The sequence below is a fragment of the Psychromonas sp. KJ10-10 genome, from assembly GCF_047323245.1.
Taxonomy (GTDB): domain Bacteria; phylum Pseudomonadota; class Gammaproteobacteria; order Enterobacterales; family Psychromonadaceae; genus Psychromonas.
Map to the genome: position 1 here is coordinate 2,175,190 of NZ_CP178826.1, position 13,829 is coordinate 2,189,018.

The 13,829-nt window shown below is 38.7% G+C and carries 18 protein-coding genes; 9 read left to right on the forward strand and 9 right to left on the reverse strand.

The genetic code is table 11. The annotated features are described in order from the left end of the window. The first annotated feature begins 235 nt into the window (after nt 1–235). From ACLKMH_RS12635 to ACLKMH_RS12650, 4 genes are all read left to right on the forward strand, one after another. The gene (locus tag ACLKMH_RS12635) at nt 236–814 is read left to right on the forward strand and encodes a hypothetical protein (protein ID WP_413698495.1); all 579 of its coding nucleotides are present in this window, start codon (nt 236–238) and stop codon (nt 812–814) included. A gap of 63 nt (nt 815–877) precedes the next feature. Further along, nucleotides 878–1,438 (forward strand): hypothetical protein, encoded by a 561-nt coding sequence (locus ACLKMH_RS12640; RefSeq protein ID WP_413698496.1) that lies wholly within the window; start codon nt 878–880, stop codon nt 1,436–1,438. Nucleotides 1,439–1,452: 14 nt separating this feature from the next. Next, the gene (locus ACLKMH_RS12645) at nt 1,453–1,686 is read left to right on the forward strand and encodes a hypothetical protein (protein WP_413698497.1); all 234 of its coding nucleotides are present in this window, start codon (nt 1,453–1,455) and stop codon (nt 1,684–1,686) included. Further along, nucleotides 1,650–1,889, forward strand: coding sequence for a DUF411 domain-containing protein (locus ACLKMH_RS12650; protein WP_413698498.1), 240 nt, complete (start codon nt 1,650–1,652; stop codon nt 1,887–1,889). The genes ACLKMH_RS12645 and ACLKMH_RS12650 overlap by 37 nt, the downstream gene beginning before the upstream one ends. A gap of 118 nt (nt 1,890–2,007) precedes the next feature. On the opposite strand, the gene ACLKMH_RS12655 is transcribed toward ACLKMH_RS12650, so the two are convergent. The 7 genes from ACLKMH_RS12655 to ACLKMH_RS12685 form a co-directional block, all read right to left on the reverse strand. Then, nucleotides 2,008–2,616, reverse strand: a complete 609-nt coding sequence (locus ACLKMH_RS12655) for an EamA family transporter (RefSeq protein ID WP_413698499.1) — start codon at nt 2,614–2,616, stop codon at nt 2,008–2,010. Nucleotides 2,617–3,069: 453 nt separating this feature from the next. Next, nucleotides 3,070–4,074 carry an ABC transporter substrate-binding protein gene (locus tag ACLKMH_RS12660; RefSeq protein WP_413698500.1) on the reverse strand — a complete coding sequence of 335 codons (1,005 nt, stop codon included), beginning with the start codon at nt 4,072–4,074 and terminating at the stop codon, nt 3,070–3,072. A gap of 32 nt (nt 4,075–4,106) precedes the next feature. Beyond that, entirely contained in the window at nt 4,107–5,060 is a 954-nt protein-coding gene (locus ACLKMH_RS12665; RefSeq protein ID WP_413698501.1) for an ABC transporter permease, read from the reverse strand. Further along, nucleotides 5,053–5,940 carry an ABC transporter permease gene (locus ACLKMH_RS12670; protein WP_413698502.1) on the reverse strand — a complete coding sequence of 296 codons (888 nt, stop codon included), beginning with the start codon at nt 5,938–5,940 and terminating at the stop codon, nt 5,053–5,055. Before ACLKMH_RS12670 ends, ACLKMH_RS12665 begins: the two co-directional genes overlap by 8 nt. After that, nucleotides 5,937–6,779, reverse strand: coding sequence for an ABC transporter ATP-binding protein (locus ACLKMH_RS12675; RefSeq protein ID WP_413698503.1), 843 nt, complete (start codon nt 6,777–6,779; stop codon nt 5,937–5,939). The genes ACLKMH_RS12670 and ACLKMH_RS12675 overlap by 4 nt, the downstream gene beginning before the upstream one ends. A 41-nt stretch (nt 6,780–6,820) precedes the next feature. Continuing rightward, nucleotides 6,821–8,047 carry a dihydropyrimidinase gene (hydA, locus tag ACLKMH_RS12680; protein WP_413698504.1) on the reverse strand — a complete coding sequence of 409 codons (1,227 nt, stop codon included), beginning with the start codon at nt 8,045–8,047 and terminating at the stop codon, nt 6,821–6,823. Beyond that, nucleotides 7,971–8,261 (reverse strand): amidohydrolase family protein, encoded by a 291-nt coding sequence (locus tag ACLKMH_RS12685; RefSeq protein ID WP_413698505.1) that lies wholly within the window; start codon nt 8,259–8,261, stop codon nt 7,971–7,973. Before ACLKMH_RS12685 ends, hydA begins: the two co-directional genes overlap by 77 nt. Nucleotides 8,262–8,838: 577 nt before the next feature. On the opposite strand from ACLKMH_RS12685, the gene ACLKMH_RS12690 reads away from it, so the two are divergent. Beyond that, the gene (locus ACLKMH_RS12690; protein WP_413698506.1) at nt 8,839–9,429 is read left to right on the forward strand and encodes a M20/M25/M40 family metallo-hydrolase; all 591 of its coding nucleotides are present in this window, start codon (nt 8,839–8,841) and stop codon (nt 9,427–9,429) included. Beyond that, on the forward strand, nt 9,408–10,067 hold the full coding sequence (locus ACLKMH_RS12695) for a hydantoinase/carbamoylase family amidase (RefSeq protein ID WP_413702338.1): 660 nt from the start codon (nt 9,408–9,410) through the stop codon (nt 10,065–10,067). The genes ACLKMH_RS12690 and ACLKMH_RS12695 overlap by 22 nt, the downstream gene beginning before the upstream one ends. A gap of 98 nt (nt 10,068–10,165) precedes the next feature. On the opposite strand, the gene ACLKMH_RS12700 is transcribed toward ACLKMH_RS12695, so the two are convergent. Further along, nucleotides 10,166–10,456, reverse strand: coding sequence for a TetR family transcriptional regulator C-terminal domain-containing protein (locus ACLKMH_RS12700; RefSeq protein ID WP_413702339.1), 291 nt, complete (start codon nt 10,454–10,456; stop codon nt 10,166–10,168). Next, nucleotides 10,413–10,817 (reverse strand): TetR family transcriptional regulator, encoded by a 405-nt coding sequence (locus ACLKMH_RS12705; RefSeq protein WP_413698507.1) that lies wholly within the window; start codon nt 10,815–10,817, stop codon nt 10,413–10,415. Before ACLKMH_RS12705 ends, ACLKMH_RS12700 begins: the two co-directional genes overlap by 44 nt. Nucleotides 10,818–11,104: 287 nt before the next feature. Here ACLKMH_RS12705 and ACLKMH_RS12710 point away from each other — a divergent pair, with 287 nt between their 5' ends. From ACLKMH_RS12710 to preA, 3 genes are read left to right on the forward strand one after another with little or no spacing between them, the layout of a single operon-like run. Continuing rightward, nucleotides 11,105–11,335, forward strand: a complete 231-nt coding sequence (locus ACLKMH_RS12710) for a hypothetical protein (protein ID WP_413698508.1) — start codon at nt 11,105–11,107, stop codon at nt 11,333–11,335. Further along, on the forward strand, nt 11,325–11,531 hold the full coding sequence (locus ACLKMH_RS12715; protein ID WP_413698509.1) for a hypothetical protein: 207 nt from the start codon (nt 11,325–11,327) through the stop codon (nt 11,529–11,531). The genes ACLKMH_RS12710 and ACLKMH_RS12715 overlap by 11 nt, the downstream gene beginning before the upstream one ends. After that, complete coding sequence (preA, locus tag ACLKMH_RS12720) at nt 11,482–13,740, forward strand: NAD-dependent dihydropyrimidine dehydrogenase subunit PreA (protein ID WP_413698510.1); 2,259 nt, start codon at nt 11,482–11,484, stop codon at nt 13,738–13,740. The genes ACLKMH_RS12715 and preA overlap by 50 nt, the downstream gene beginning before the upstream one ends. Nucleotides 13,741–13,829 lie beyond the last annotated feature (89 nt).

Below are 13,829 nucleotides of genomic sequence, written 5' to 3' on the forward strand. Positions count from 1 at the left end.
TAATTAAATACAAAAGGAACAAAAAAATGAATATTAAAAAAAGTAAAATCGCATTAACACTGAGTGGCCTATTATTTTTATCTGCACCACTTTCAAGTGCCTTTGCAGAGCGACGAACACTGTGAAATGGATACTAATATGGCATCGATCAAAAGTGAGTTGAGTGAGTATGTAAAAAGCATTAAAGCGAATGATGTAAAGAAGACGCAAGCAACATATTAATGCACTTTTACAATTGAGTGAAAAAGCAACCGCAGAAATGGCTAATATGGACCACTCGCAAATGGACATGAAAGACATGGCTAATATGGATCATTCCAAAATGGATATGGAAGATATGGCTAATATGGATCATTCGAAAATGGACATGAAAGACATGGCTAATATGGATCATTCCAAAATGGACATGAAAGACATGGCCGGTATGGATCATTCAAAAATGGATATGGAAGATATGGCTAATATGGATCATTCGAAAATGGACATGAAAGACATGGCTAATATGGATCATTCCAAAATGGACATGCAAGACATGGCTAATATGGATCATTCCAAAATGGACATGCAAGACATGGCTAATATGGATCATTCGAAAATGGACATGAAAGACATGGCTAATATGGATCATTCAAAGATGCAAGGCATGAGTGATGAAGATCATCAGCACATGATGCACATGCAAGGTGTTAACGGGTTAAATGATTTATTCAAGCAACTTGCGAATACGCAAGATAAAGCAGAAATTAAAGCGATTCTAGGTAAAGTAAAAGAACACAGTAAACAACATAAAATGTTTACTAATAAGTGTCACTAAATAGCAATTAAAAGATAGCAAATAGCATATTACTTCTATTTGCTATCAATGAAGAGGGGGAGCATGAAATATATAATAATTAGAGGGGTATTATTTACTCCATTATGCTTATTTCTATTTGCATTAATGCCCGTTTTTGCAGAGGAAGTATCACCTGAAAATCTTTTTCAAACTGCTGGTGGATATGGTTGCGGTGCATGCCACGGTAAATATGCTCATGGTGGGGGATTTGTTGGTGGAAATATTAGAGGAGCGACAAGAGAGCAACTTGATTCGGCTCTAAAGGGAGAACCAACTATGTTATTACTGGCAAAGGTGCTCGATGACAATAAACGTAATTTGTTGGTAGATCATTTAACATCGCTTGGCGAAATGCAATTAATAGAGTGGCGACTTGGTGAGTCGGCGACGATGCAAACTATTAAAGCACAAGTGGGAACTGTGCTCCAATTAGTTTTGTTTAATGGTACTTTTGATACTTTGACACTAGACTTATCTAGTATAGAAGCTTCGAATAACTATCATATTTCTCCCTACGATACTCAAGCAATCACCTGGTTAGCCAAAGCAGGCCGTTACTCATTATTTTTTAAAAATGAAAAAATTATTATCGAAATTAATTAGCGAGGATATTTATTATGAAACTAACAACTAAAGTATTAGCATTTTCTTTAACCATGGCAAGTTTTTCTGTTTTTGCTAAGGCGAGTATTGAGTTATATAAATCTCCGACTTGTGGCTGTTGCAGTGAGTGGGCAGAGATAATGGAAGAGAAAGGTTATGAAGTGCATGTGCACCATCAAAGTGATTGGTCCGGGGTAAAAAAGAGTTTGGTATGCCACAGCAATTACAATCTTGTCACAGTGCAGTAATTGATGGCTACCTGATAGAAGGACATGTACCTGAGTCTGATATTGCTCGTTTACTTAAGGAACGTCCAGCCGACATATCTGGGCTTGCGACGCCAGGCATGCCACAACATTCGCCAGGAATGGCAAAACCTGGAGCAGAATATAAAGATTTTAAAGTGATCTCTTTTTCTAAAAATGGCTTAGGGTTATATCAAGAGTATTAATAAATGTTGAAGGTTTGGGCATAAAGGTAAAAAGCGATAAGTTAATTAGTACAAACTTTTATAAAACCTATGCTTATAAAAGTTTAGAGCCTTTAAGTTTTCTTCTCGTTTAACCGCTTTATTTAACCCTTTTAAAAGTATCAATGCCTATAAATACTAGGGCGACCATAATGGTTGCATAGATGGGTATTTCGATAATGCTGACTTGTTCCCCGATTAACAGGGCAACGATAAAGACTAAGACTGGTTCAAGGTAGCTTAGTAAACCAAAAATACTGATTGGTAAATTTTGAGAGGCATATAAAAACAATAACATAGGCAAAGTGCCTGCGAGTGCTAGCCCTATATAATAGAGCCAATATAAAACTTCAATATCGGGCCAATTAGACAACGGATAAAGATATAACAGCGCTGGAATGGCGATGGGTAATAAAAATAAATTATCTAGACAAAAAACGATATCACTTTCCATTGGGTAACGGCGTCTGTAAATGAAATACAGGGGATAACCCAAGGCAATAACAAATACTACCCAGGATAAACCATCGGCGATGATGTAAGCATATATAACCGCAACACTTGCAATAACACAGGCGATCACTTGCATACGTGTTAATTTTTCACCATAAATTAATTTTCCAATCGCTACTAAAACTAAGGGCAGTGCAAAGTAACCTAAGGCGACGGACAGCGTTTCGCCATTTACAGGTGCCCAAAAAATATCCAAAATTGAGGGCCAATTAATAACGCAGAAATGAAATATCTTGGCCACAATCTCAACTTTTTTAGTTCGCACCAAAATAATTTCATGTGTCCCATTTGCAATAAAATAAAGAGCATTAAAACCACACTCCATAATATGCGCTGGATCGCTAACCAGTTACCCGATGAAGATAAGTTTTCCAGTGACATTTGGTTTTGCAGTTGTAAATACATAGGTAAAAATGCAAATAAGCAAGAAGCACATATTGACGCAATAATGCCTTTATTGGTCTTGGAAAAATTCAGGTACTTGCTGAAAATCATGACATATTACTCTGAGTCGTTAAAGTGGAAGTAGTGATAGTGTTAGGTAATAAACAGGTAAATAAGTAAATTGGAAGTCTATATGCATGAAAGGGTGGTTGATGTAATCGCCACCGTTTAAGCTGGTGGCGATTGATTAGCTAAAATTAGTTAATTAAAGATCTTTGAGTTTATCAAACACTATGTGCGAATAAGCGCCTTCAGGCTTTTTAGTGATCACGGGTGCTGAATCACTATCAAGTAAAATATTAACCGTACGTTCGTAAGCTGATGGTTCTAGATAACCAATACCTTTATCATTAGTACTTAATAATTTAGAAACTTCCGTCATCATTCTGATTTGATGAGATTCGGTTTGAGCACCAGTATCATCATAATCTAGAACAATCATAGTCGCTTCTTCAGGATGTTCAGCGACCCATTCCCAGCCTTTGATTGATGCTTTTAAGAACTTCGCATAGGTTTCAACTTTTTTAGCATCTTTTAAAGTGTCTTCTAATACATATAAGCCATCTTCAAGTGTTGCAACGCCTTCTTCTTCATATTTAAATAGAATCAACTCATCGTCGCTTAAACCACCATCTAAAATTTGGCCGTATTCGTTATATGTCATGGTTGATACACAGTCTGCTTGACCTTGGAAAATAGGATCAACATTAAAGCCCTGTTTAAGTACCGTAACACCGTCTTTTCCGCCTGCGGTAGAATAACCTAGTTTAGACATCCAGCTTAAGAAAGGATATTCGTTACCAAAGAACCAAACACCTAATGTTTTACCTTTAAAGTCAGCTGGGCTTGTAATGCCACTAGACTTCAAACAAGTTAGCATCATGCCAGATTCACCATAAACCTGTGCGATATTAACCAGTGGTAATCCTTTTTCGCGAGTTGCTAATGCTGAAGGCATCCAATCAACGATCACGTCAGCGCCTCCGCCTGCTAATAACTGAGCAGGGGCGATATCAGGACCACCGGGTTTGATGGTCAGGTCGACACCTTCATCCTTATAGAAGCCTTTGTTTAATGCCACGTAATAGCCTGCAAACTGTGCTTGAGTAACCCATTTTAGTTGTAAAGTTAGGCTTTCAGCCGCATTAGCAGTGAAACTGGTCGCAATGAAAGCCACGCCACTAGCGAGTGATATTAGAGTTCTTTTCATAGTTTATTCCCTTTTCTATTAAGTAATCGACATTAACTGTTGTTCTTACCATCTCGGTACGAGGGGTGCCAAAACAACAATGATTTTTCTAATAAGGCTAATGCCCCATAACTCAATGAACCCGCGATAGTCGCCACCACAATAGTGGCCCACACTAAGTCCATATTCATTCGACCAACCTCGGTCGAAATTCTAAATCCCATGCCTACAATGGGTGTACCAAAAAACTCCGCAACAATTGCGCCAATTAACGCTAAGGTTGAGTTAAGTTTTAAGGCATTAAAAATAAATGGTAGGGCATGGGGTAATTGGTTCTTTAACAAAATTTGAGATTTTTTGGTCGCATAGGTATGCATTAAATCGTTATGAAGTTTATCGGTCGACTGTAAACCCGCCAATGTATTAATAAACATTGGAAAGAAAGTCATTATAACAATAACAGTCGCTTTAGATTGCCAATCGAAACCAAACCACATCACCATGATAGGGGCGATACCAACGATTGGAATGGCAGACATAAAGTTACCTAAAGGTAGCAAGCTATTACGTAACACCTCGTTTTTAACTGCCCATTGAGCAACGATAAACCCTGATAAACAACCCATGATATAACCGGCTAAAACAGCTTTTAAATAAGTCTGTTTAAAATCAGCCCAAAGCATGGGAATATTGGTTATCAGTGCGTAAAAAATATTCGAAGGTGAAGGTAATAATATGGGAGAAATAGCAAAGCCTTTAACTATACTTTCCCAGGCTAGCAATAAAAGAAAAGCAAAAATAGCAGGCACTACAGGTTTGTATAAGGTATTTTTCATCGCGACTATTGTTAATTGGCTAAGTAGCTTAGATACCGCGTAGGCCACTGCAAACAATAAACAGATCAATACCGACAACTCGTTATAAAATCCCGATTCACTGAGTAAAACAAGCAAAAACTGGCACAAAATCAGTGCAATATAGATAATATTTTTCATTTTATTAGGCATTAGTAGATTCTCCTCGTCGACGCAATAACGCATTTTCAGCTAAACCAACTAACCAAACTAATAATGAACCAAGTGTTGTCGCAACAATTAGGGCGACCCAAATTTGCTCAGTTTGACCATAATAAGATCCACTTAATAATCTTGAGCCTAATCCGCCCTGTGCACCTGTTGGTAGTTCAGCAACAATTGCACCAACTAATGCGACTGCGATGGCAACTTTTAAGCTAGCGAATAAATAAGGTTGGGCAGAATACCAACGCAGTTTCCAGAATATTTCCTTCGATGTTGCGCTGTAGGTATGCATTAATTCTTCGAGCAATCGATCAGAAGAACGTAATCCTTTTACCATTGCAATCGTGACGGGGAAAAAAGACAAATACATAGAAATAATCGCTTTAGGCACGACTCCTGTAATATTAATAGCGCCTAGCACCACAACAATAATGGGCGCTATTGCGAGTATGGGGATCGTTTGAGAAGCAATCACCCAGGGCATTAGACTGGCTTCCAAGGTTTTATTATGAACAATGCCTATGGCAATTAAAATCCCCAATATTGAGCCAAATACAAAGCCTAATAAGGTTGAATTAAGAGTGATTTGTGCGTGATAGATAAGTGAGCGTTTTGAGGTGATAGGTTTATCAAGTATCGAACGACTTAACTCCTGTGCTACTTGGTGAGGAGCAGGTAGCATCGGGCGCTTTACCTCATAAGCTTGAGAAAATACTTGTAGGTAGCTCCATTCTTGTTTTTTTCGCTCAAGATTATTAATCAGTTGGTTACTATTCATTACCAATGCGACTAGGTACCAAATAGCGAGTACGATAATTAGTAAACTAATTAAAGAAAACGCCTTTTTTGTCCATGTATTAGATTTCATGCGGACTCCTTTCTGCTTGTGGTTAATCTATCGCGTGCTTCGTTAGCTAAAGCGGAACGTATTTCGCTAGCTAAGGCATGAAATTCAGCTTGGTCTCGTAAAGCCAGTGTTTTAAGCCTTGGTAAAGGACTTTTAATGACTTTAAGAATTCGCCCAGGTCGCGGTGACATGACCACAATATGAGTCGAAAGTAATACTGCTTCATCAATAGAGTGAGTAACAAATACCACTGTTTTTTGTGTTTCACTCCAAATACGCAATAGCTCCATGTTCATATGATCACGAGTGATTTCGTCAAGTGCACCAAAGGGCTCATCCATTAATAACAAGTCTGGGTTTAAGCACAACGCACGAGCAATTGAGGCGCGTTGTTGCATTCCCCCTGATAGTTGCCAAGGGTACTTGTTATGGAATTCTTGCAAACCAACCATTTTTAAATATTTATTGATTTGTTTGCTTTGAAACTCTGAAGATTGACCAGATATTTCCATTGGTAATGCACAGTTTTGCTCGATACTACGCCAAGGTAATAACGCCGGAGCTTGAAATACATAACCATATAATCTGTTTAAACGTGCATCTTGCGCATCAGTGCCATTTACTTTTAACTTACCTGATGTCGGTGTTTCTAAATCAGCAATAACACGTAATAAAGTGGTTTTGCCACAGCCCGATGGACCGATAAATGAGACAAAATCACCTTTTTTAATACTTAAATTAATATTAGATAAAGCGTTTATATCACCGTCTTTACTTGGGAAGACTAAAGATAAGTCTTCCACCGAAATCATTTCACGTTTAGGTGTCATCGATTCGACCGTTGATGTTTGTTCCTTCATTGCTAGCATATTCCCTCTCTTATCTATTCAAACTTTATCTATTAACGCTCAATCGTATAAGGTGCATGATCTTGGTTATATTTTTTTACTGCGTCGAATATCGTTGGGAAAGCAGGGCGTTTAATATAACGACCAGCACCTTCTACCACATTTAATTTGCCATCTTTGAATACGACTTTTCCTTGGCTGATGGTAATTTCTGGTGCGCCGAGAACAGTGCGTCCTTCAAAAATATTAAAGTCTATTTTTTGGTGATGTGTTTTAGCTGAAAGCGTATGTTCTTTTTTAGGATCCCAGATAACAATATCAGCATCAGAGCCTACTGCTAGGCGACCTTTTTGAGGGTATAAATTGAAAATTTTGGCACTATTTGTTGAGGTTACAGCGACAAATTCATTTTCTGTTAAACGACCTTTGTTTACGCCTGAGTCCCACAACACCATTAATCTGTCTTCAACACCCGCTGTACCATTAGGTATTTGGCTAAAGTCATCTTTACCGGTCGCTTTTTGATCCGCACAGAAACAACAATGGTCGGTAGCAGTCGTTTGAATGGTACCTCCCTGTAATGCTTTCCAAAGTGCTTCTTGATGACCTTTAGGTCTAAAAGGAGGGCTCATTACATGGGTCGCGACTGTTGCCCAATCTGGGTGTTTATAAACACTGTCATCTAACTCTAAATGTCCTGCTAAACATTCCCCATAAACGCGTTGACCTTCTTGTCTTGCTCGAGCGATTTCATCGATCGCTTCTTTACAGGAAACATGCACTAAATACAGAGGAATACCGATTGATTGGGCAATACGAATAGCACGGTTAGTCGCTTCTCCTTCCACTTCAGTGGGTCGAGATTGAGGGTGAGCTTCTGGGCCTGTGATACCTGCGACCAGTAATTTTTGTTGCAAATGATAAACAAGCTCGCCATTTTCAGCGTGAACGGTTGGCATTGCACCTAGTTCTAAGCATCGGCTAAAACTATTTACCAATGTTTCATCTGGCGCCATAATTGCATTTTTATAGGCCATAAAATGTTTGAAACTATTAACTCCTTCCTGTTCAACTAATTTACCCATATCTTGCGAAACACTTTCATCCCACCAAGTAACTGCCACATGAAAAGAATAATCAGAAACAGAGCGAGATGCCCATTCTTTCCACGTTTCGAAGGCTTCCATTAAAGGTTGTTGAGGATTAGGAATAACAAAATCGATGATCATTGTTGTGCCGCCAGCTAATCCAGCAGACTGTGCCTGAATAAAAATCCTCACTGGCGACGGTTCCCATAAAAGGAAGTTGCATATGTGTATGAGGGTCAATGCCTCCTGGCATCACTAACTTTCCTGTGGCGTCAATAATTTCCGTATCTTCAGGAACGTCTAAATGATTTCCTATTGCTTTAATGATTCCGTCTTCGCAATAAATATCGCTTTCAATAGTCTGATCTGCATTGACAAGTTTGCCACCTTTAATTAATAAACTCATGGTCAATAGTCCTTATAGTGTTAGTCCCTGTGGGGCCACCGAAATAACAAAAATGCAAACATTATAGGTTGGCACTTGGATGATATACGTAGCAACGATTATGTTTAGTTATGATGACTTGATTGCAAGGAGTAGGCCAGATGCTGACCCAGCGGACAGGTTTATTTTTATCTAATTGAAAATAAAGATATTAATTCCGATTTAAAGCTAAAGGTAACACTTTACCATGAGGAGCGGATAGTCAAGTGTTGCTCAATGTCGGAGCATTTGATCACCATAATGGTGCGCAATTTTTGTGCAAAAGCAATTGTGATTAATCGATTTATAGGAATTTATACATAACAATCAAGTAAGTAGATGATAACTCTTATTAATTTTTAAATTTAAACTGTTCTTGTCCTTTTGGTCAGTTAATTGCATGGCGATAAATAGTTTGTTGTTATTAATTCAATTCGAAATAACGAAACAGTAAACGAATAAATTACAAATTGTTTATATTAAAGCCATTTAGAAATGTCGTTTTCTTTTCTCGTTTGAGATTAATTAGTAAATTAATTCGCCTTTAGTGGAGTCAATCATGGAAGCTTTAAAAATTAATAGTGATCGCCTGTGGGATAGTTTAATGCAAATGGCAAAAATTGGTGCCACAGCAAAAGGGGGCTGTCGTCGTTTAGCGTTAACGGATTTAGATAAACAAGGCCGTGAATTATATATTAGCTGGGCAGAAGAAGCAGGCTGTTCAGTTGAAGTTGATGCAGTGGGAAATATTTTGTGTACTCGGCCTGGTGAGGATATGAGCCTTCCGCCTGTCGGTACCGGCAGTCATCTTGATACGCAACCTTCAGGTGGTAAGTTTGATGGTGTATTTGGTGTGTTAGCGGGTTTAGAGGTAGTTCGTTCTCTTAATGATCATGGTATTAAAACCAAGCATCCTGTTGAAATTTCAGTTTGGACTAATGAAGAGGGCTCACGATTTGCACCTGCTATGATGGGCTCTGGTGTTGTCTCTGGCCGTTTTACCTTAGAGGAAATTTTAGATACAACTGACGTGGATGGTTTACGTTTAGGTGACGAGTTAGAACGTATTGGCTTTGCAGGCTCTTATCCGGTAACAGGGCGAGCTTTCCATGCTTTTTTGAAACTCACATCGAGCAAGGGCCTTATTTAGAAGCAGAAGAAAAAGAAATTGGTGTCGTAACTGGTGGGCAAGGTCAACGTTGGTTTAATGCGAAATTAAAAGGGCGTGAGTCACACGCGGGTACAACACCTATGCATTTACGTAATGATGCATTAATTGCCAGCTCACAACTGGTATTAAAAGTAGAAGAGATTGCCAAGGCTCACCCTCCAGGGTGCGGAACGGTTGGTTTTATGCAAGTCTTACCTAATTCTCGAAATACCATTCCTGGTGAAATTTCCATGAGTATTGATTTGCGCCATCCTATCGATGAAGAATTAACTTTAATGGATGCGGAATTAAAAGCCGCCGTGACGGAAATAGAAAAGCAAGGCGTTGAAATTGATTTAGACCCTTTCTGGTATTATGAACCTATCCACTTTGATAGTGCCTGCATAGATGCTGTACGCAAGGCGACTGTTGCTTTAGGTTATAGTCATATGGATATTATCGCAGGTGCTGGACATGATGCCTGCTATGTATCAGACTTTGCTCCAACTAGCATGATTTTCACACCTTGCCTAAATGGTATTAGTCATAATGAAATTGAAAGTACAACTCAAGAAGAATGTGAGGCAGGTTGTTCAGTATTATTAAATGCGATGCTTACGATGGCTGAAGCTGTTTAGCAATATGTTGTTTAATTAGTAGGTTTATTGCCCACTTTGCATCAAGCGTTAAAGTGGGTGATTAACATTAAATAGCGACAACCTAAGTAATTACAAATTTACAATAAATTAATACCACACCCCTTTAAAACTAAGCGGGTTATCAGCTCAACACCTGCTTCAAAATCATCATCCTCAAGTGCCGCTTTATCCATTAATAAACTACTTTGTAATGCATAGTCTGCATAGGCTTGAGTGGAAGACCAAATCATAAATAAAAGGTGTTCAGGGTTGATTGGGTCCATCCACTGTTTTGCTATCCACACTCTAAATACTTGGCAAGTTTTAACAAACTGTTCTTTTAAATCAGTTTGAAGCTGTTCTTTTAAATATGGCGCTCCATGAAGGATCTCTGCAGAGAAAGATACGTGATGCGTTAGGGTGTTCTTTAGATTGTTTCATCTTTTGCAATATATAATGGCGAAGGGCGTCACGGGGATGCTTGTCAGGATCCATATCATCCATCTGATCCATCCAAATAACTAATAATTTACTTAATACTCCTTTATATAAAGCTTCTTTGGTTTTGAAGTAGTAGAGGATATTAGCTTTTGGTAATTCGGCCTGTTCTGCTATTGAAGAAATACTAGTGCCGTTATAACCATATTGAGCAAAACGTTGTTCTGCAACAAATAGGATCGTTTCTAAGTTTTTTTGGCGAATATCAGCTGATTTACGAGGTTTAACGTTTGCTCTTTCTTTTTTTGTCATGTCTGATTTCTCTGCACTCTCATGTCGCAACTGCCCTTGGATGGTGCGTTATTATCCCATACTTTTATAATCTTACGTAGTGCTATCTCCATTAAATTATTTCATAAATAAATTTTTTTAAGTTTATGTTTTATTTTATTCATTACAAAACAAAAGGTTACTGATTGAACAATTAAAATACAAAACATTCCTGACCCCGCGGTCAGGATGTGGCCTGATGATTGCAATGACTAAGTATCAACTGAAAGTGACTCAGGCAGGTTATTGGTAATAAATAAGGAGATACCATGGTGATAACTAGTATAGAAAAGGCCGAAGGCTATTCAAAGCAACAACTCGCACTAGACCAGATGTTTAAGGATATTAATCCTGCCCTAAGTGCGCGCCAGGCAGGGATTGAAAGTTCTCGATGTTATTACTGTTATGACGCACCTTGTATTAAGGCTTGTCCTTCAAAAATAAATATTCCTAGCTTTATTGCAAGTATTCATGCTGATGATTTAACAGGTGCTCGCTAAGACCATTTATCAAGAAAATATTATGGGAGGCAGTTGTGCCAGAGTTTGTCCGACAGAAATCTTGTGTGAACAAGCCTGTGTGAGAAACAAAGAAGAAGAGAAAGCGCCGGTTAAAATTGGTTTATTGCAACGACACGCAACGGACAATGCTGAATTTAAAGGGCATCCTTTCCAAAGAGCAAGCATCAACAGGTAAGAAAATTGCTGTTGTGGGAGCGGGTCCTGCGGGGTTGAGTTGTGCACACCGTTTATCATTATTAGGTAATGAAGTAGAGGTTTTTGAAGCGCAATCTAAAGCGGGTGGGTTAAATGAATATGGTATAGCTAAATATAAATTAACTGAAAATTTTGCCCAAAAAGAAGTTGATTTTATCTTAAGTATCGGTGGTATTACCTTACATTGCGATACCGCTTTAGGTAAAGATATTAGTTTAGAGAAGTTAAAAGAAGACTTTGATGCCGTATTTTTGAGCATAGGTTTACAAGATACAGCTTCATTAAGATTAGCTAACGAAGATAACGACATGGTGATTAATTCTGTTGATTACATCAAAGAGTTACGACAAGCGACAGATTTAGACCACTTAATGATCCCTAAAGACAGTGCAATTGTGATTGGTGCAGGAAACACGGCAATTGATATTGCTTGTCAGTTAAAACGCTTAGGGACTGAAGAAGTTACTTTAGTTTACCGTCGTGGTGAAGAGCATATGAGTGCGACGGGCCATGAACAACAGATTGCTAAAAATCATCAAGTAAGAATTAAGACCTGGAGTCAACCGGAAAAGATCAATCTTGATGCTGATGATAAGTTGAAAAGCCTGACCTTTAGTAAAACTTATTTAGAAGATGGAAAACTTAAAGCGAGCCCCGAACAATTTGATATCGATTGTAGTGCTGTATTTAAAGCCGTTGGACAAAAAATGAGTTACCCAGAAACAGAACAACTGATACCAACGATCAGCAATGGAAAAATAACCACATTCCAAAATCAGCTTACCAGTATCGATATGGTTTTTGCTGGTGGTGATTGTACCGGTGTGGGCCAAGACCTCACCGTGGAAGCTGTTCAACAAGGAAAGTTAGCCGCATTGGCTATTCAACAAGAGCTTAATGCTTTGGAGGAAAATAATATGGCTGATTTATCAATTGAATTCGCAGGAATTAAATCTCCCAACCCATTTTGGTTAGCTTCGGCGCCACCAACAGATAAAGCGTATAACGTCGAGCGTGCTTATGAAGCTGGCTGGGGCGGTGTTGTTTGGAAAACCTTAGGTGAAGATCCTGTCGCGGTAAATGTATCCTCACGTTATTCAGCACTTTACGATCACAATGGTGAAGTTGCAGGTTTTAATAACATTGAGTTAATCACTGACCGTAGTTTAGAAATTAATTTACGTGAAATTACAGAAGTAAAACAAAGATGGCCAGACCGCGCATTAGTGGTTTCATTGATGTTGCCCTGTGAAGAAGAAATATGGAAAACCACCCTGAAGCTAGTAGAAGAAACCGGTGCCGATGGTATTGAGCTTAACTTTGGTTGTCCACATGGCATGCCCGAACGAGGTATGGGAGCGGCAGTTGGGCAAGTGCCAGAATATGTAGAAATGGTGACTAAATGGTGTAAAACCCATAGCAATATGCCGGTTATCGTTAAGCTAACACCTAATATTACTGATATTCGAGCACCTGCTCGTGCGCCTAAAAATGGTGGTGCAGATGCAGTTTCATTGATTAATACAATCAATTCTATTACCGGTATTGATCTCGATAATATGGTTGCGCGTCCTATCGTAGATGGAAAAAGTACCCATGGTGGTTATTGTGGTCCAGCGGTAAAACCTATTGCTTTAAATATGGTTGGCGAGATTTCCCGTGACCCTGAAACAGCTGGCATACCAATATCTGGTATTGGCGGAATTGGTAACTGGAAGGATGCCGCTGAGTTTATTGCATTAGGATCTGGATCGGTACAAGTGTGTACCGTCACCATGATATACGGCTTTAACATTGTTAAAGAAATGCAAGAGGGTCTTTCTAATTGGATGGACAGTAAAGGGTACAAATCGATTGAAGATTTTCAAGGTTTAGCGGTTCCAAATACTACGGACTGGAAATACCTAAATATGAATTACAAGGTTGTCGCGAGTATTGATGAAGATAAATGTATTGGTTGTGGGCGTTGTTACCAAGCCTGTGAAGATACATCACATCAAGCGATAAATGTCACTGCCTGTGATGATGGAACAAATAGTTTTGAAGTGATTGAGGAGGAGTGTGTTGGCTGTAATTTATGTGAAATCACCTGTCCTGTTGATGACTGTATCACTATGGATGAACGCAGTGCTGGCCAGCCATATATGAACTGGACTCAAGATTCACGTAATCCCCATAAAGAAGTTTAAGCGACAGTATTAAGTGTAAATGTTCATTCAATGTTTTGGCTTTGCGGGCTTGGATAGGACATTTAATTTCTTTAATAAATGGAATTTTA